This is a genomic window from Streptomyces sp. NBC_00353, from assembly GCF_036108815.1.
GTDB lineage: Bacteria > Actinomycetota > Actinomycetes > Streptomycetales > Streptomycetaceae > Streptomyces.
The window spans coordinates 4,720,968-4,737,716 of record NZ_CP107985.1; the positions used below are offsets into that span (position 1 = coordinate 4,720,968).

14 protein-coding genes are annotated in these 16,749 nt (G+C 71.1%); 7 read left to right on the plus strand and 7 right to left on the minus strand.

What is annotated here, in order from left to right; genetic code table 11:
* The first annotated feature begins 109 nt into the window (after positions 1–109).
* Complete coding sequence (locus OHA88_RS21310) at positions 110–2,065, plus strand: APC family permease (RefSeq protein ID WP_328626671.1); 1,956 nt, start codon at positions 110–112, stop codon at positions 2,063–2,065.
* A gap of 49 nt (positions 2,066–2,114) precedes the next feature.
* On the opposite strand, the gene OHA88_RS21315 is transcribed toward OHA88_RS21310, so the two are convergent.
* A complete protein-coding gene (locus OHA88_RS21315; protein WP_267003139.1) occupies positions 2,115–2,504 on the minus strand; it encodes a winged helix-turn-helix transcriptional regulator in 390 nt (129 codons plus the stop codon).
* Between the two features lie 110 nt (positions 2,505–2,614).
* Between OHA88_RS21315 and OHA88_RS21320 the strand changes: the two genes are divergently transcribed.
* The 3 genes from OHA88_RS21320 (at position 2,615) to OHA88_RS21330 (ending at position 6,355) form a co-directional block, all read left to right on the plus strand.
* A complete protein-coding gene (locus tag OHA88_RS21320) occupies positions 2,615–3,475 on the plus strand; it encodes an SDR family oxidoreductase (RefSeq protein WP_328626672.1) in 861 nt (286 codons plus the stop codon).
* 138 nt (positions 3,476–3,613) lie between these two features.
* Positions 3,614–4,612, plus strand: coding sequence for an EamA family transporter RarD (gene rarD, locus OHA88_RS21325; RefSeq protein WP_328626673.1), 999 nt, complete (start codon positions 3,614–3,616; stop codon positions 4,610–4,612).
* 186 nt (positions 4,613–4,798) lie between these two features.
* Positions 4,799–6,355 (plus strand): FAD-dependent oxidoreductase, encoded by a 1,557-nt coding sequence (locus OHA88_RS21330; protein WP_328626674.1) that lies wholly within the window; start codon positions 4,799–4,801, stop codon positions 6,353–6,355.
* A gap of 1 nt (position 6,356) precedes the next feature.
* Here OHA88_RS21330 and OHA88_RS21335 read toward each other — a convergent pair whose 3' ends face one another.
* Complete coding sequence (locus OHA88_RS21335; RefSeq protein WP_328626675.1) at positions 6,357–6,956, minus strand: hypothetical protein; 600 nt, start codon at positions 6,954–6,956, stop codon at positions 6,357–6,359.
* Positions 6,957–7,381: 425 nt separating this feature from the next.
* Between OHA88_RS21335 and OHA88_RS21340 the strand changes: the two genes are divergently transcribed.
* Together OHA88_RS21340 and OHA88_RS21345 are read left to right on the plus strand one after the other, a co-directional pair.
* Positions 7,382–8,188 carry an HAD family hydrolase gene (locus OHA88_RS21340; protein ID WP_328626676.1) on the plus strand — a complete coding sequence of 269 codons (807 nt, stop codon included), beginning with the start codon at positions 7,382–7,384 and terminating at the stop codon, positions 8,186–8,188.
* Between the two features lie 145 nt (positions 8,189–8,333).
* Entirely contained in the window at positions 8,334–8,885 is a 552-nt protein-coding gene (locus OHA88_RS21345; RefSeq protein WP_328626677.1) for a flavodoxin family protein, read from the plus strand.
* Positions 8,886–8,897: 12 nt separating this feature from the next.
* On the opposite strand, the gene OHA88_RS21350 is transcribed toward OHA88_RS21345, so the two are convergent.
* The 5 genes from OHA88_RS21350 to OHA88_RS21370 form a co-directional block, all read right to left on the minus strand.
* Positions 8,898–9,488: a TetR/AcrR family transcriptional regulator gene (locus OHA88_RS21350; RefSeq protein WP_328626678.1), complete on the minus strand. Its 591-nt coding sequence runs from the start codon at positions 9,486–9,488 to the stop codon at positions 8,898–8,900.
* 202 nt (positions 9,489–9,690) lie between these two features.
* Positions 9,691–10,578, minus strand: a complete 888-nt coding sequence (locus tag OHA88_RS21355) for an ABC transporter permease (RefSeq protein WP_328626679.1) — start codon at positions 10,576–10,578, stop codon at positions 9,691–9,693.
* Positions 10,565–11,551: an ABC transporter ATP-binding protein gene (locus OHA88_RS21360; RefSeq protein ID WP_328626680.1), complete on the minus strand. Its 987-nt coding sequence runs from the start codon at positions 11,549–11,551 to the stop codon at positions 10,565–10,567. Before OHA88_RS21360 ends, OHA88_RS21355 begins: the two co-directional genes overlap by 14 nt.
* Before the next feature lie 116 nt (positions 11,552–11,667).
* Positions 11,668–12,936, minus strand: a complete 1,269-nt coding sequence (locus tag OHA88_RS21365) for a LolA family protein (protein WP_328626681.1) — start codon at positions 12,934–12,936, stop codon at positions 11,668–11,670.
* Between the two features lie 228 nt (positions 12,937–13,164).
* On the minus strand, positions 13,165–14,175 hold the full coding sequence (locus tag OHA88_RS21370; protein ID WP_326605224.1) for a polyprenyl synthetase family protein: 1,011 nt from the start codon (positions 14,173–14,175) through the stop codon (positions 13,165–13,167).
* Between the two features lie 443 nt (positions 14,176–14,618).
* Here OHA88_RS21370 and OHA88_RS21375 point away from each other — a divergent pair, with 443 nt between their 5' ends.
* A complete protein-coding gene (locus OHA88_RS21375) occupies positions 14,619–16,613 on the plus strand; it encodes a CocE/NonD family hydrolase (RefSeq protein ID WP_328626682.1) in 1,995 nt (664 codons plus the stop codon).
* Positions 16,614–16,749 lie beyond the last annotated feature (136 nt).

Here is a 16,749-nt window from a genome sequence, read left to right on the forward strand (position 1 = left end):
GCCGGCAGGATCCGGAAGAGAGGCCGTGGGACACGGACGGGCACACCGTACGGGTGCCGGACCGGGGAGTCTTCACCGCTCCCGGCCCGGCACCCGTTCTCATGTGCCCATGGCCCTGGACCGTCCCGCGTACCGCATCAAACGGCATCTGCTCGGCAAGCCCCTGACCACCGAGCGCATCAGCGACGAGAAACTGAGCAACCGGACGGCGCTCGGGGTACTCGCCTCCGACTGCATCAGCTCGTCCGCGTACGGCTCCGAGGAGATGCTGCGGGTCCTCGTGCCCGTCGTCGGCGCGGCGGCCTTCACCCTGCTCATGCCGGTGACCGGCGCGATCCTGCTGGTCCTGCTGCTCCTGACGCTCTGTTACAGCGATGTCGTCATGATCTACACCCGGGCGGGCGGTTCGTACGTCGTCGCCCGGGAGAACTTCGGGCCGAACATCGCTCAGATCGCCTCCGTGGCGCTGCTCGTCGACTACATCGTGACCGTCGCCGTCCAGGTGTCGGCCGGTACCAACGCCCTCATCTCGCTCGCCCATCTGATCGGGGGCGGCTGGACCGGCCTGGACCATCTGCAGCTGCCGGTCTCCGTAGCGGTGATCGTGCTGCTCGCGTACGGGAATCTGCGGGGCATCCGCGAGGCGGGCCGGACCTTCGCGCTGCCCGCCTATCTCTTCATGGCCGCGGTCGGTCTGGTGCTGGTCGTCGCCGGTGTGCGCGGGCTGACGGGCGGGCTGCCGCACGCCGATCTGCACGCGCCGGGGGTGGTGCCGCTGGGCACGCCGGGCAACGGCTGGCTCTACGGCGCCTCGCTCTTCATCGTGCTGCGGTCCTTCGCCAACGGCGGCTCGTCGCTCACCGGACTCGAAGCGATCTCCAACGGCATCTCCGCGTTCCGCGAGCCGCAGGGCCGCAACGCCCGCCGCACGCTCATCACCATGAGCTGTGTGCTCGGTGTCCTCGTCCTCGGCGTCTCCACCCTGGCGCACTTCACGCACGCCGTCCCGTACACCGACGGCACGCCGACCGTCATCGCGCAGGAGGCCCATCTCGCCTTCGGCAGCGGGCCATTGGGGATGGTCGGGCTGATTTTCGTACAGCTGGCGACCGCACTGGTCCTCTATACGGGCGCCAACACGCCGTTCACCGGCTTCCCGTTCCTCGCCAGCTTCGTGGCCGCGGACCGGTTCCTGCCACGGGTGCTGACCCGGCGCGGGCACCGGCTGGCGTTCTCCAACGGGATCATCGCGCTGACCGTCGTCTCGCTGGCGCTGCTGCTGGCCACCGGCGCCAGCGTGGACAGGCTGGTGGCGCTGTACGCGATCGGTGTGTTCACCGCGTTCACCATGGCCGGGTCCGGCCTCACCGCGTACCACCTGCGCCGCCGCGAGCCGTACCGCAGGGTGAAGATCGTGGTCAACGGGCTGGCCGCGGTCATCTCGGCCGCCGTGGTGCTGATCTTCGCGGTCACCAAATTCACCGAGGGTGCCTGGCTGGTCGTGGTGGTCTTCCCGCTCGGCGTCTGGGCGCTGATTAGGATCAACCGCGAGTACCGGCGTGAGGCCGCCGCGCTGCAGAGCATCCAGGCGCCGGGCGCCGACCGGCCGCGGGTCCGGCGCCATCTGGTCTTCGTCCTCGTCGACACGCTCGATCTGGCGACGCTGAAGGCGCTGCGGTACGCCCATGAGCTGCGCCCGGACGAGATCCGGGCGGTGCACTTCTCCATCGACGAGGCGCACGGCAGGCGGCTGGCCGCCCGGTGGGAGGCGACGGCCGCGACGTCCGTGTCGCTGGAGCTGGTGGCGTGCCCGGACCGGCGGCTGCGTCATGCGATGAAGGAGCTCGCGACCCGGACCACGGCGGACGGGGAGACCTCGCTGACGGTGCTCGTGCCGCGGCGGCTGTACTCCAACGCGCTCGGGAAGATCCTGCACCGGGGCACCGGTGAGGCGATGGCCATCGCGCTGGAGCAGCTGCCGCACGTGGCGGTGACGATCCTGCCGTTCGACGTCTCGCGCGCGCTGCGGACGCTGGCGGAGGGGCGGGCCCCTCAACCCGACTGAGCGCCACCTGCCCACCTGGGCCCGGCGCCTCCGGCTGCCCCCGAGCGCCTCAGCCCGGCTGGTCCTGCGTCGCCTTCCGCGCGTCGTACGTCTCGCGGGCCGCGTGTACGGCGTCGAGGCGCCGCTCGGTCCAGCGCGCCAGCCCCCACACCTGCTCGGCGGCCTCCTTGCCCAACCCGGTGAGCGAGTAGTCCACCCGTGGCGGGATCACCGGCTTGGCGTCCCGGTGCACAAATCCGTCGCGCTCCAGCGTCTGGAGGGTCTGGGCCAGCATCTTCTCGCTGACGCCGCCGACCTCGCGGCGCAGCTCGCTGAACCGGTACGAGCGCTCCAGCAGGGCGGCGAGGACGAGGACGCCCCAGCGGCTGGTGACGTGTTCGAGCACCAGCCGGGAGGGGCACATCTGCCGGTTCACATCCGGCACCTTGCTTACGCTCATATCAGTACCTTACTTCAGAGTGGGTACTTTCCTTTGGTTAGTGCCGCCTCTAGGGTGAGTGACAGAGAGCCCGAACGAGGACCAGAGCACCCAAAGAGGAGAAACCCCCCATGAGCATCGTCGTCACCGGAGCCACCGGAGAGCTCGGCCGTCTCGTCGTCGACGAGCTGCTGGCCACCGTGCCCGCGAGCGAGATCGCCGCTGTCGTCCGCGACAAGGAGAAGGCCGCCGGCCTGGCCGCCCGCGGTGTGGAGCTGCGGATCGCCGACTACGACCGGCCCGAGACCCTCGCCGACACCTTCGAGGCCGGCGACCGGGTCCTGCTCATCTCCGGCAACGAGGTCGGCAAGCGCGTACCGCAGCACACCGCCGTCATCGACGCGGCCAAGGCGGCGGGTGTCGCGCAGCTCGCGTACACCGGCGTGCTGGGCGGCCCCGACGCCGACTTCCGGCTGGCGGCCGAGCACAAGGTCACCGAGCAGCTGATCCTCGACTCGGGCCTGCCCCACACCTTCCTGCGCAACGGCTGGTACACCGAGAACTACACGGCGAACCTCGCCCCGGTCCTGGCGCACGGCGCCGTCGTCTCCAACGCGGGCGAGGGCCGGGTCGCCTCCGCCACGCGCGCCGACTACGCGGCCGCGGCAGCCGCCGTGCTGACCGGCGAGGGTCACCTCGGCAAGGCCTACGAGCTGAGCGGCGATGTCGCCTGGTCGTTCGCGGAGTACGCGGCCGAGGTGTCGAAGGCCACCGGCAAGGAGATCGCGTACAACAACGTCCCCGCCGCCGTGCACCAGGAGATCCTGGTCGGCGCCGGTCTGCCCGAGGGGTTCGCGGCGATCCTGGTCGACGTCGACGAGGCGATCGCGCGCGGACTGCTCGCCGGGACGAACGGCGATCTGGTCCGCCTGATCGGCCGCCCTACGACACCGCTCGCCGAGACGGTGGCCGCCGCGGTCGCCGCCGCGTAGGGCTTCCCTCCGGACCGGCCCGGGCCCGGCGTCATGACCGTATCGCAATACGGGTATGACACCGGGCCCTCGTGGCGCTACCGTCGTGCAGTTGACGGTGCAGCCGAATGGCTGACACGGAGGATGCCGGGAGGGCCTGTGGCCGGGACAAATGAACAGCGGGCGGGCTTGCTGTCCGGCTTCGGCGCGTATGGCCTGTGGGGCCTCGTGCCGCTCTTCTGGCCGCTGCTGAAGCCTTCCGGGGCGATCGAGATCCTCGCCCACCGCATGGTCTGGTCACTCGTCGTCGTCGGTATCGCGCTGCTCGCGCTGCGCCGCTGGGCATGGATCGGCGAGCTGGTACGGCAGCCGAAGAAGCTGGGCCTCATCGCGGTCGCCGCGGCCGTCATCACCGTCAACTGGGGCCTTTACATCTGGTCCGTGAACAACGGCCATGTCGTCGAGGCGTCACTCGGCTACTTCATCAACCCGCTGGTCACCATCGCCATGGGCGTCCTGCTCCTCGGCGAACGGCTGCGCCCGGTGCAGTGGGTGGCGGTCGGCACCGGCGTCGCGGCGGTGCTCGTGCTGGCGATCGGATACGGGCGTCCGCCGTGGATCTCGTTGACGCTGGCGTTCTCCTTCGCGACGTACGGCCTGGTGAAGAAGAAGGTCAACATGGGCGGCCTGGAGTCGCTCAGCGCAGAGACCGCGGTGCTGTTCGTGCCCGCGCTCGGATATCTGCTGTGGCTCGGGGCGCAGGGCGACGCGACGTTCGTGTCCGCGGGTGCGGGCCATGCGGCGCTGCTCGCCGCGACGGGTGTCGTGACGGCCGCACCGCTGGTCCTGTTCGGGGCCGCGGCGATCCGCGTACCGCTCTCGACACTGGGCCTCCTCCAGTACCTGGCGCCGGTCTTCCAGTTCGGCCTCGGCATCCTGTACTTCCACGAGGCGATGCCGCCGGAGCGGTGGGCCGGGTTCGCGCTGGTGTGGCTGGCGCTCACGCTGCTGACCTGGGACGCGTTCCGGACGGCGCGGCGGACGAGGACGCAGGCGGCGCAGCTCGCCGCTTCGGCGCAGCAGCCGCCGTCGCAGCGTCTCCCGCACCAGCTTCCGGCCGACGGGAGCTCTTCCCCGTACGCAGCCCGAGGGAAGTGACCGGCGCGCCCGGCGTCACCATCGCCACCGGAACGGCGAGAGCCGTCCGGAAGGGCGCCAGGACGGCTTCGGGCGAGCCGCCCCGCACTCGGGCGACCACGGTCGACAGTCAAATATGACTCAGTTGCTTTTTTAACTCTGTTGCGTTTTCCTGGATGTCCACGGAAACGCAACCGAGGAGTACCCATGCCCGCATCCCCGCCCGCGGCCGCCGTCCTGATCGTGGGAGCCGGACCGACGGGGCTCACCCTGGCCTGCGACCTCGCCCGCCGCTCGATCCCCGTACGGATCATCGACAGGTCCCCCGAGTTCCCGCGCAGCTCGCGGGCCAAGGGGCCCAACCCCCGCTCCCTGGAGGTCCTGGCGGATCTCGGCGTCGCCCAGGAGATCCTGGCCGCCGGCTCGGCGCCGCTGCCCATGCGCAAGTACCGGGACGGGGTGCCGGTCGCCGACGCCGACCCGTTCGCGACATCGCGCCCGACGCCCGACGTCCCGTACGACCGGCCATGGTTGATCGCCCAGTGGAAGCTGGAGGAGATCCTGCGGACCCGCCTGGCGGAGTACGGCGTGCAGGTCGAACTGTCGGCCGAGGTGACGGGGTTGAAGGAGGGACCGGACTCGGTGACCGCGTCGCTCGCCGACGGCAGGGACATCGAGGCGCGGTACGTGGTGGGCTGCGACGGCGGCCACAGCACGGTACGGAAACTCCTCGGCATCCCGTTCGAGGGGCAGACGAACGAGGAGCAGGCGATGGTCTGCGGCGACGTCGAGGTGGACGGCCTCGACCGCGGCTACTGGCACCAGTGGTTCGACGAGGACGGCGCCGTGATGCTGTGCCCGATCCCGGGTACGCGGTCGGGCTGGTGGTTCCAGGCGGGACCCGAGACCGACGCCTCGGGAGCACCCGTACCCCCGTCGCTGGAGAGCTTCCGCCGGCTCTTCGCCCGGCACACCGGACTGCCGGCCACCCACCTGTCGAACGCCACCCTGCTGTCCACGTACCGGGTCAATGTCCGAATGGTCGACCGCTACCGGGTGGGCCGCACGTTCCTGGCCGGCGACGCCGCGCATGTGCACTCGGTGGCTGGCGGTCTGGGCATGAACACCGGGATCCAGGACGCGTTCAACCTGGGCTGGAAGCTGGCGCTGGTCGTCGGCGGCCAGGCAGGACCGGCCCTGCTCGACACATACGAGGAGGAGCGGCTGCCGGTCGCCTCCTGGACGCTGGACATCACCTCCGAGCGGCTGCGGGCGACACTCGAAGCGATCAAGAAGCCGGGCGGCGGACTGGACGCGGCGGCCACCTCGGAGACCACCGGCCTGAGCCGCGGCTACCGCTGGAGCTCCCTCTCCCACGACGGCACGGGCGGGAGCTCCACCGGTCCACTGCGGGCGGGCGACCGCGCTCCTGACGCCCCCTGCCGCAAGACCGCGACCGGCGCACCGATCCGCCTGTTCGAGGCATTCGCCGGACCGCACTTCACCCTGCTGGGCTTCGGCGCGGGCACGGCTGAGGCACTGCGGGAGGCGACCGCGAAGTACGGCGACGCGTTGCGGGCGTACGCGCTGGACCCGGCGAGCACGGACGGCCTGGCCGACGACGGGGGTCATGCCCACTCGGCCTACGGGATCGTGCCGGGTGAGGACACCCTCGTCCTGGTCCGGCCCGACAACCACGTGGGTCTGATCACCCCGGCCACGGACGGCCGGGCCGTCGTCGACTACCTCGACCGGCCGGCGTGAGTCAGCAGCCCTTGCGCAGCGGGGTGAAGGACAGCCTGGCGCCCTCCTTGAGCTCGGTGGCCCTGCGGTAGACGTCCGACTCGACCTCGTACCAGACGTCGTCCTTGGCGGAGTTGCCACCGACGTTGTCGAGTTCGACGCACCAGCGTGCCCGGCGCACGACACGGGTGTAGCGCGTGGTGCCCTGCTGGACCTTCTCGCAGTCCTTGTAGGAGTCGTTTGTGTACCAGGTCCGGGTCCTCTTCCGGCGGCCCGTGCCGCTGGTGGAGGTGTGCTTGACCCGCCTGACACGGGACGTGCAGCGCTTGACCATGCGCGGCCGGGTGCCCGTGGTGGTCTTCCGCGTGATGTGGCGGGTGTCGTCGCGCAGTCCCGAGACGGTGCGGTCGGGCGGGCTCGGCTCGGTGCCGTCGACCACTCCCGAGCCGGCGGGACCGGTGGGTGCGGCGTGGCTACCGGGACTGCTGGGCCCGTCGGAGCTGCCGCAGGCGGTGAGCAGGGCGGCCAGGAGGACGGCGGCGAGGACCGGGCGAATACGGATCCGAGCCGTCGAGGTCCTGACGGACCGTATGGACTGGCTGCTGTCGGGCGGGTTGGTCACGGGACGCCTGTTCTGGACGGCGGGGACAGTGGGGGCTGTTGTCACCACTGGCTGACCTGCGCGAAGGTACCTCACGGCCGACGGCGTGGGCGCCGCGGGCAACGGTCCGGGCCGTCGGCCGAAGGCGCAGGAATCCAGGGTGAGTTCTGCCGGATCACCCGCGACGCGACGCCGAGGCGGCGCGGCTGGAGGGCCTGGGGGCGACACGGCTGCACAAGGTGGCAGAACCGGGGCACCTGGTGGGTACCGGCCGATCCGGAGGGCAACGAGTTCTGCGTGCAGTGATGCCGGGGCGGGTTCGGGCCTCCCCCTCTGCGCGGTTCCTCCGGCTATGCCCCTGACGGGTCGCCATCGCGCCCCGGAGCCGGACCGTCCGTGCAGGTCAGGGCCGTACGACAGAAAGCGGATCTCCCTAGGCTTGGCCCATGCCCATCCCACCCGCATATGCCCTTGTCGCGACGGACCTGGACGGCACTCTGCTGCGCCACGACGACACCGTCAGCCCCCGCTCCCGTGCCGCGCTCGCGCTGGCCGCCTCGGCGGGGGCGCTCCATCTCGTGGTCACCGGGCGGCCGGTGCCGGGAATACGGAACCTGCTCGCGGAACTGGACTACCGGGGTCTAGCGGTCTGTGGCCAGGGCACGCAGCTGTACGACGCCGGGACCGGGCGCATGGTGCACGCGGCCACGCTGGACCGGGACCTGGCCGACACCGCGCTCGGCAAGATCGAGGCCCAGGTGGGTCCGGTCTTCGCGGCCGTGGACCAGGACGGGCCCGAGGGCCGGACGCTGATCGAGCCGGGGTACCGGATGCCGCACCCGGCCCTGCCCGCCCAGCGGACCGGCCACCGGGACGAGTTGTGGGCCACCCCGATCGTCAAGGTCCTCGTCCGCCACCCCGAGCTCACGGACGACGCACTGGCCGCCGCGGCCCGCGCGGTCGTCGGCGATCTGGCCACCGTCACGCTGTCCGGCCCCGGCACGGTCGAACTCCAGCCGTACGGCGTCGACAAGGGCACCGGGCTCGCCCTGGCCGCCGAGGCCCTGGGTGTGGATCCGGCTGCCACGATCGCGTTCGGGGACATGCCCAACGATCTGCCGATGTTCCGCCGGTCCGGGTACGGGGTCGCGATGGCCAACGCCCATCCGGACCTGCGTGCGGCAGCGGACGAGGTGACGACGTCGAACGGGGACGACGGGGTCGCGGTGGTGCTGGAGCGCGTGTTCGGCTGAGCCACCCCCGGAGCGACATCCGTGCGGCGCCGGAACGGCGTCGGCCGGCGGAAGCGGCGCGTACCCGTTCCCAAAACTATATGCACATGCATATAGTGCAGGCACACGCAGTCGCAGCACGCAACCGTTCACGGGGGACCCCGCCATGACCACTCGTACGTTCCTGTTCCTGCTCGGCAGCAGCCGCACCGACGGCAACACCGGGGAACTCGCGCGGCTCGCCGCCGAACAGCTGCCGCCCGAGACCGAGCAGCGCTGGTTGAACCTCAACGAACTCACGCTCCCCGACTTCGAGGACCTGCGGCACGACGGTGAGGGCCGCTACCCCGCCCCCACCGGCAACGGCGCCACCCTGCTGGACGCGACGCTCGGCGCGACCGATCTGGTGCTCGCGTCACCGCTGTACTGGTACGCCATGTCCACCTCCACCAAGCGGTATCTGGACCACTGGTCGGGGTGGATGCGGGTGCCCGGCCTCGACTTCAAGGAGCGGATGGGCGGGCGGACCCTGTGGGGCGTCACAGCGCTGGCGACGGCCGATCCGAGCGTCGCGGAACCGGCGACGGGCACGCTGCGGACCATCGCCTCGTACATGCGGATGGAGTGGGGCGGGATGCTGCTGGGAGTCGGCAGCCGGCCCGGTGACGTACTGGGCGACACGGCCGCCCTCACCCGCGCCAAGACCTTCTTCGGCTGACGGCGCCTCACCTCACGCTTGCGGTGCGCCCAACGCCCTGAGCACATGCGTGACCAGTGCCGCGATCGTCGCCTCGTCCTGGCTCGGTTTGCGCAGCACATGGCGGTAGTAGACCGGTCCGTAGAGCATCTCCACGGCCAGCGGCAGATCCGCGCCCGGCGGGATCTGGCCCTGCTCCTGGGCTCGGCGCAGCCGGGCCACCGCCTCGCCGAAGCGGGGTTCGATCAGCTGGGTCCGGACCGTTTCGGCGAGTTCGTCGTCATGGTGGAGTTCGGAGAGGATCCCGGCGTAAGCGGGGCCGAACGGCGGCGTGGAGAGCAGTCTCACCGCGCCCGTCACATGGGTACGGATGTCGGCGGCGATGTCGCCGGTGTCGACGAACGGCGTGGCGTCGACCAGCGCCTCCGTGAACGCCTCCAGCAGCACCGCGCTCTTCGACGGCCACCAGCGGTAGATCGTCTTCTTGCTGACGCCCGCCCGGGCCGCGATCGCCTCGATGGTGACGCGGCCGTATCCCTTCTCCGTGCACAGTGCGAGGGCGGCGTCCAGGGTCGCCCGTCGTGATCGCTCGCTACGGCGCAGTGAACTCGGCGATGTGATCATTCGGTGAGCATAGGGGTGTTCGGTCCAATCCTTGTTGACAGGGCGTCGCCAAAAGTCGAACAATACAGACGCAGAAACGGAACGTACCGTGTCGGGTCGTTCCTGCTGTTCGCACCGTTCGTGCCGTTCGTGCCGCGACGAGCCGATCGGGGGACGGCTCGCCCGGCCGACGGCACGGGCGGAACCGCGAACTGCCCGCCGCTCAGGCCGTGATGTCCTTCGCGGTGAAGCGTGCCCAGGCTGCCGAACCGAACACCGCCGCGTACAGCCCCTGCAGCCCCAGGTTCTTGACCACGTCGTCCCAGTAGACGGGGTCGCGCAGCAGGTCCGCGAAGGACAGCCAGTAGTGCGGGAACAGATATGGGTGCATTCCGCTCAACTGCGGGATCGAGTCCAGGATCTGCACCGTGATCAGCACCCCGACCGTCGCGGCCATCGCCGCGATCCCGCTGCCGGTGAGCGTCGAGATGAACAGCCCGAGCGCCGCGAAGCCGATGAGCGACGCCGCCACCGCCACCGCGATCAGCCCTGCCCTCAGCAGCCCCTCGCCGAAGCCGATCTGCGTCCCGGAGATCGTCGTGACCTCACCGACCGGGAACAGCAATGCCCCGACGGCTAGCGCCGACGCCGCCACGACCACCGTCGCGACCAGGCAGAACGCCAGCGTGGAGGCGTACTTGGCGAGCAGCAGCCGGGTCCGGCCCGCGGGCGCGACCAGCAGATAGCGCAGGGTGCCCGCACCGGCCTCGCCCGCGATCGAATCACCCGCGATGACGCCGACGGCCATCGGGAGGAAGACCGGCAGGGTCACGGAGAGGGCGGCGAAGACCAGGAACAGGCCGTTGTTGGTCACCTGGGAGAGAAACGCCGGGCCGCCTCCCCCGCCCGGGCCGGCCGGCGAGCCGTCGCTCGTCTCGATCCTCACCGCGATCCCGATCAGTACGGGGACGGCGGCCAGCACCCCGAGGAGTGCGAGCGTGCGCCAGCGGCGCAGCGTCGTGGTCAGTTCGGAGCGGAGGATCCCGAAGGTCCACAGCGGGTTGCGGGACCGGCCCGCCCCCGCCGGTCCGACTGCTTCAGCCTGCGACATCGAAACCCTCTCCGGTGAGTGCGACAAAGGCGTCCTCCAGCGAGGCCCGCTCGACGCCGAACGACCGAACGCGCACCCCGCCGCGGACCAGCGCGCCGTTCAGGTCCGCGAGTTCGACGTCGGCCGGTGGCGCCTCGGCGCTCACCCGGTCGCCGTCGGCGGTGATGCCGGTGACGCCGAGCTCCTTGAGGATGCGGGCGGTGTCGCCCGGGTCGGGGGTGGTGACGGCGAGCCGGCCACGGGTGCCCGCCGCGAGGTCGGCGACCGGGCCCTGGGTGATCAGCCGGCCCCGGGCCATCACCGCGGCATGCGTACAGACCTGCTCGATCTCGTCGAGGAGGTGGGAGGAGAGGAAGACGGTGGTGCCGTCCGCCGCCAGTTCCCGGACCAGGGCGCGGATCTCACGCATCCCCTGCGGGTCCAGTCCGTTGGTCGGCTCGTCCAGGACGAGGAGGCGGCGCGGCTGGAGCAGGGCGGCGGCCAGTCCGAGGCGCTGCTTCATGCCCAGCGAGTACGCCTTCGCCTTCTTGCCTGCCGCCGCGCCGAGCCCGACCCGGTCCAGCGCGGTCGCGACCCGGGCCCGGCGAGTGCGCGGATCGGCGGTCGGGTCGGCGGAGTCGTACCGTACGAGATTGTCCCGGCCGGTCAGGAACCCGTACAGCGCGGGCCCTTCGATCAGCGCTCCGACCTGTGGGAGTACGGTGCGGGCGGCGCGCGGCATGGGGTGGCCGAGGACCCGGGCGGTACCGGACGTCGGGTCGATGAGGCCCATCAGCATCCGGATCGTGGTGGTCTTCCCGGAGCCGTTGGGCCCTAGGAAGCCGAAGACGCTGCCGCCGGGGACGCTGAGGTCGAGGCCGTCGACGGCGAGCTGGCCGCCGCGGTACCGCTTGGTGAGACCGCGGGTCTCGATCACGGCCGTTCCGGTCCGGGGCACCGCCTCGGACTCGATCACGGCGCCGGTCTCTGTCATGCGTGACTCCCCATGGGTCGGTCAACCGACTGCCCCGCCGTACGGAGCGTACGGCGGGGCGGTCGCGCGGTGCGGGAGGTGCGGGTCGTCCGGGCAGCAGGGGTGGTGCCGGGGCGTCAGTTGGCGCTGTCGGCCGCCCTGACGAGCGCGTCCTTGGTGACCAGCCCGACGTAGACCTTGCCGTCGTCCGTCATCAGTGCGTTGACCAGGCGGGTCTTGAAGACCGTGCCCGAGCCGAACTTTCCGGTGACCTTGTCGCCGAACGAGTCCAGGAACTGCTGTGCCGCAGGCGGCACATCGCCGGACTTCGGCGACGTCGGGATTGCCCGGCCGCCCGGCGCCTCGATCTCGGCGACCGCGCTCCAGCCCTCGCCGATCACCTTCACCCCCTTGCCGTCGGCCAGCCCGTCCAGCCCGGCCGGTCCACCCGGCACCTTGAACTCCGGTGCCTGCTTCTCGGCTTGCTGCTGCGCCTTCGCGTCGTCGGCCTCGGTCACCTTGGCGCCCTTCGGCGGGGTGAACGTGAACGAGGAGCCGGCGGGCTTCGCGAAGTCGACGCTGGTGAACCCGGCGTCGATCACGGCCTTGCCGCCGCTGCTCGGGGAGAGCGTGAACTTCAGCGGTACGCCGTTCTTCGCATCGACCGCGACCGTGATCGCGCCGATCGTCGAGCCGCCCTGCTTGGGCTTGATGACCAGCTTGTACGCGTCACGTCCGGCGACCTGCGCCGTGCCGTCGACCGTCACCGACGTGGTGGGGCCGGCCGTCTTCAGCGCCTCTTCGGCGAACGCCTTCGGCGTGGTCGGCACGCCGTCCGGGGTCGTGGCCCCGCCACGCTTCTCCGGGTGGCCCGAAGCCTTGTCGCCGGTCGCGTGGTACGCCTCGTTGGACTTGCTGTCGTACGCCCAGACCTGGTCCCCGTTGCGGATCACGCTGTACTCGGCGGCGCTGTCCAGTATCGAGACGCGCTGCTTGTCGGGGCCGTCGGCGGCCACCCGCAGCGTGTGCGTACCGGAGGCGAGCTCCGTCAGCTTCTCCTGCGGGTCGGCGCTCGAACCGCCGTGCGGTCCGTCGCCGCCCTGCGCCAGCGAGCCGGCGAGGCCGTCCAGCGACGGGATGCCGAGGTCGGTGCTGATCTTCACCGTGCCGGAGAGCTGCTCGGTGTCCGATGCGGCGATCTTCTCGATGAGCTGCTGTGCGGTGATCTTCGGCAGATCGGGGTCACCGGAGTTCGCGAGCGCCGGGACCAGCCCGATCGTCGCGGCCGCGACCCCCGCCACCGCGACCGGGACCACATAGCGCGCCGCCCTGCGGCGGCCGGCCATGGTGCCGGTGGCCTCGTCCGCGGCGATGCCGGTGGTCTCTGCGCTGTCGTTCGGTGCCATGTGTGCCCTACCTCCGTGGTCGGCGGCTTCCGTCCGGATGCACTCGTCCACTCCGTGCCGCCATTCTCACCCGTTTTGGTCAGGAGTGGTTGTTCTCCATCTGACCAAATTCGAGGTGGCGAAGCGTCAGCCCGCGGGAGCAACTCCGCATACCTCTGCGGTATGACACCACCCCGCCGGGCCTCCCCCGACCCGTAGGGGTCGGGGTGCACAGCACGCCTGCCGTGGTCAGCCCGCGCGGTGCACCACGGCGTCGCACAGCTCTTCCAGCGCGGCCTTCGCGTAGCACTCGGGCAGCGGCGCCAGCGTCGCCCGCGCCTCCTCCGTCCACCGGATGGTGTCCCGCCGGGCCTGCTCCAGCGCCGGGTGCGCGCGCAGCCGGCAGAGCGCCTCGGCGAGCCGGGCGTCGTCGCTGAGGTCGCCGTCCAGCAGCTCCAGCAGCTCCAGGTCGTCCGGCTTGCCGTCGGCCGCCGCCTGAGCCCGCAGGTGCAGCACCGGGAGCGTCGGGATGCCTTCGCGCAGGTCCGTACCGGGGGTCTTGCCGGACTCGTGGGAGTCGGAGGCGATGTCGAGTACGTCGTCGGCGAGCTGGAAGGCGACGCCGAGCCGCTCCCCGTACTGGGTGAGGATGTCGACGGCCGACTCGTCGGCGCCGGCCATCATCGCGCCGAACCGGCAGGCCACGGCGATCAGCGAGCCGGTCTTGCCGCGCATCACGTCGAGGTAGTGCTCGACCGGGTCGCGGCCGTCGCGCGGGCCCGCGGTCTCCAGGATCTGGCCGGTGACCAGGCGCTCGAACGCCTCCGCCTGGATGCGTACGGCCTCCGGACCGAGGTCGGCCAGTATGTGCGAGGCGCGGGCGAAGAGGAAGTCGCCGGTCAGCACGGCCACCGAGTTGCCCCAGCGGGTGTTGGCGCTGTCGACTCCGCGGCGTACTTCCGCCTCGTCCATGACGTCGTCGTGGTAGAGCGTGGCGAGGTGCGTCAGCTCGACGACCACGGCGGACGGCACGACACCCGGCGCGTCCGCGTCACCGAACTGGGCGGACAGCATCGCCAGCAGAGGCCGGAAACGCTTGCCTCCGGCCCGTACGAGATGCTGCGCAGCCTCTGTGATGAAGGGGACGTCGCTCTTGGTGGCATCGAGCAGCCCCGCCTCGACAGCTGCCAAACCGGTCTGGACATCGGCCTCAAGAGCCTGGTCCCGCACGCTCAGTCCGAACGGCCCGACGACGGTCACGAGGGGATCTCCTGTCTGCTGACGATCACACGGAATGTCGATGTGTCGCTGTCATCACTCAAGTCAGCGTATCCGGTCCCCTTTGGATCACCGTGGGCGCCTTCCCGCCACCGCCGGTATGTTCGGCTTGTCCAGGAGCACCACCACAGCCGGACGGACCCGGCTGCCTCCCGGCGACGCCCGGGCCCTTTCCGGTCAGCCGGGGGCTCACGCCCCCGTCCCGCTCCGAGGTCCGGGTGGCGGCCGCCGTCGGGATGACGTTCGGTCCGATCGAGTACCTGCCGGTCCGGCGTCACCTGGCCGGACGCAGCCACGACGCCGAGTTCCCCGTCGCCCCGCAGCCGCGCCGTACGGCCGATCGTCGGCGGTGCGGTCCAGGCCACCGTCGGCGCCGCCGGACGCCCGCTCGAGCGCCCCATGCCCCCCGTCCACCGAGGTACGCCATGCGCATCCGCACCCGGTTCCCCTACGACACGGCCCACGAGGACGTCCGGATCCCGCTGCCGGACGGCACACGGCTGTACGCCCGGATCTGGCGGCCGATCACCGACGAACCCGTACCGGCGCTCCTGGAGTACCTGCCGTACCGGCTGAGTGACTGGACGGCGCCGCGCGACCGACAGCGCCACCCCTGGTACGCGGGCCACGGCTACGCCTCCGTACGCGTCGATGCCCGTGGGCACGGCAACAGTGAGGGGCTGCCGGGCGACGCGTACGACGAGACCGGGCCGGCCGACGGGGTTGCCGTCGTCCACTGGCTGGCCGGGCAGGAGTGGTGCTCCGGCCGGGTCGGCATGTTCGGCATCTCCTGGGGCGGCTCCATCTCGCTCCGGATCGCCGCGCTCGCCCCCGAGCCGCTGAAGGCGATCGTCACGGTCTGCTCGACCGACGACCGCTACGACAACGACGTGCACTACATGGGCGGCTCGGTCCTCGCCGTCGGCATGCACGCCCGGGCGGCCACCACGCTGGCCTTCGCCGCCCGGCCGCCGGACCCGGCGCACGTCGGCGACGGCTGGAAGGCCATGTGGCTGAACCGGCTCGAAGCGGTCCACCCGCCCATCCACACCTGGCTGGCGCACCGGACCCGCGACGCCTACTGGAGCCACGGCAGCGTCTGCGAGGACTACTCCGCCATTGAGGCGAACGTGCTCGCGGTGGGCGGCTGGCACGACCCGTACCGCGACACCGTGCTGCGACTGGTCGCACACCTCGACCCGGCGAAGGTGCGCGGACTGATCGGGCCGTGGTCGCACCAGTACCCGGACCGCGGCCTGCCGCCGGGCCCGTCGATCGGCTTCCTCCAGGAGACGCTGCGCTGGTGGGACCAGCATCTGAAGGACGAGGACACCGGTGTCATGTCCGAGCCACTGCTGCGATCCTGGATCAGCGAGTCGCACCGGCCCGCGACGGTGTACGAGACGCTTCCCGGCCGGTGGGTCGGCGACACCGGCTGGCCGTCGAAGAACGTCGTGACGATCGCGTACGCCCTCCAGGGCGGCCCGCAGACCGTACGCTCGCCGCAGCAGACCGGGCTGGACGCCGGGCGCCTCGTCCCGTTCGGCAACGACGCCGATCTGCCGCCCGACCAACGGGACGAGGACGCCAAGTCGGTCTCGTTCGAGTTCCCGGTCGAGGATGCCCCCATCGAGATCCTGGGCCGCCCACGGGTGAAGCTCCGGATCCGGATGGACGTACCGCACGGCCAGGCGATCGTCCGGCTCTGCGAGGTCACACCCGACGGTGCCTCCACGCTCGTCACCCGCGGCGTCCTCAACCTGTCCGCGCGGCACGGCCGCGACCGGTCCGACGACTGGACGCCCGGCACGACCGAGGACGTCACCTTCGAGCTGAACGGCATCGGGCACACCTTCTCGCCCGGCCACCGGATCAGGCTCGCCGTCTCCTCCTCGTACTGGCCGTGGATCTGGCCGCAGGCCGGTTCGGCGGGGTTCACCCTGCACGCGGACGGCAGCCTCGTCGAACTGCCGGTGCGCCACCGCACCGAGGAACCGTCGATCACGTTCGAGGAGGCGGAGCATGCGGAGCCGCTGGTCGTCGTCCTCCCGGTGACGCTCGACGAGCCGCGCCCCGAGCGCCTGGTGGTCCGCGATGTCGCCAGGGGCGAATGGCGGCTGGAGGTCGACCCGCGCTACGGCGGCACACGCGTTCACCCGGACGGCCTCGAATTCACCGAGGACGGGGTGGACGCGTACACGATCCAGGAGAACGACCCGCTGTCCGCGCGCACCCGCTCCGACTGGACGATCAGGCTCCACCGGCCGGAGATGGCCTGGGACGTGAAGATCGAGACGCGGTCCGAGATCAGTGGGGACGAGCACGACTTCCTCACCTCCGACGAGATGGTGTGCAAGGACGGCGACGAGATCGTCTTCCACCGCACCTGGGTGAAGCGGATCCCCCGCACGGCGGGCTGAACCACCACCGCACCCCGTCCGACGTGGGGGTACGGCGGAACTTTCCGGGAATGCGGCGAAGTTGGGGCACTGCCGCGCGGTGGCCACACCGACGTAACGTGTCCCCCAAGCGACCTGGAAAGCGAGGCAGCACCAC